The sequence below is a fragment of the Shewanella sp. 1180_01 genome (genome assembly GCF_052850535.1).
Genome location: NZ_VXCT01000131.1, coordinates 1 through 1552 on the forward strand (window position 1 = coordinate 1; position 1552 = coordinate 1552).

Annotated in this window: 1 protein-coding gene; it reads right to left on the reverse strand. The window is 44.6% G+C overall.

Features of this window, described 5'->3' with window-relative positions; all coding sequences use genetic code 11:
* Window positions 1-237 precede the first annotated feature (237 nt).
* Window positions 238-1552: amidohydrolase family protein (locus tag FW758_RS24415; protein WP_446446812.1), on the reverse strand; the 1315-nt coding region annotated here is incomplete at its 5' end.

Sequence of the window (1552 nt, forward strand, 5' to 3'; positions counted from 1 at the left end):
TGGGGCATAAACGTGCCAGAACTGATCGGCCTGACACGAGTTTGGTCCAAAGCGCGTGAGCACGAAGCTCACGCAAAATGCCAGCGTGTTGCGCATGAATCAGACTAGGCAAGTCTGGTTCATAAGCTAGCATATACAATATTATGAATTTTAATCTCTAAGGTCGTGGCCAAATTCAGTTGACCATAATTGATAAAAGAAGGGGCACTTATCCCCTCCAGCTTTTAAGGTTTAAGGCTACCAGGTCGCCATATTGTGATCTTTTATAATGTTACAGTTTGGTGTTGGGCGCACAGCGTTTGACTCGGGGTACTTCCAAATGACTTGCTTACCATTTAGGAAAGTACAAGAGACCGCAATATTATGAATTTCTGTGGGCTTGGCTAAGGTTAATGGATTTTTGGCAAGTACAACCATATCGGCCAACTTACCTTTCTCTAATGACCCCAGTTTATCACCTATATTGTGTTGCATCGCTGGGTGTAACGTCACAGCCAAGAGTGCTTGGTATGGCGTAAGTGCTTCATCAATATTGTTGAGAGGTTTACCCTCGCCAGACAACTTTGGATAAGCCCAAGTATTGCGACTCACCGCTTGCTCAACAAACCATAAAGGGTATAAGGGGCTTACTGCCATGTCACTATGTAGTGACAAAGGTATGCCTTTTTGCCACTCGGTTTGTGTGGGATCTATGTGTTGTGCCCTTTTTTCACCGAGCGAGTTAACTAAAGATGCTCCCCAATAAGCCACATGGCCAATAAGGTGGCTAGTGGATAAATTAGGCAAGTCGTCTTTATTTCTCAGCGCAGCAATTTTTTCGGGGATAGTGAGGGGATCTTCGCTGTCACCATTTACGGTTGAATGTATTAGCACACTGGGCAATGCTTTAAATGAAGGATATGTCTTGCCAAGAGAATTTAAGGCATCAATGGCGTTGTTAATGGCGCTGTTGCCATTAGCGTGAATGTGAACATACCAGTTGTTTTCAGCATATTTTTTTAAACGCGCCTCCATGGCTTGCTTGTCATAGTTTTGATGACCTCTGTCATAGTCACTGCACAACCCCTTTTCGTCGTAATCTTGCCCAAGATAAGCGCTACAACCTTGGGTTGAACCATCTGCCCATAACTTCACCCCTTCAGCGGAAAACAAGCCGCTATCAAAAGAGACTTTCTGTGGTAACTGATTTTTATCTAAAGACTTTTCATCCCATTTAGCATCCCAAGTGTATAAGGTACGCAGGCGTGTTGGCATGTCACTACGGCTAGCAATACGCTGATAACTCTCTATGAGTGCCTGGCTTGAACCACCACCTTCAGCAAATGTCGTTACCCCTTGTTGCGAGGCAATATTGAGCACTTTGAGCATGTCTTGCTCCATTTGCTCAGAAAAGCGTGCTTTGGTATCCACTGGGGCTTTAGCAAACCAGTTAATCAGTGGCCCAAGTAAGGGATAGAATGAGGATTCTTCTTTTAATAAACCTGAAAAGACCCATTCGCCACTGCCAGGTTTAGTCTCAACTATGCCCCACTCACCATCAGGAAAGCCAAAC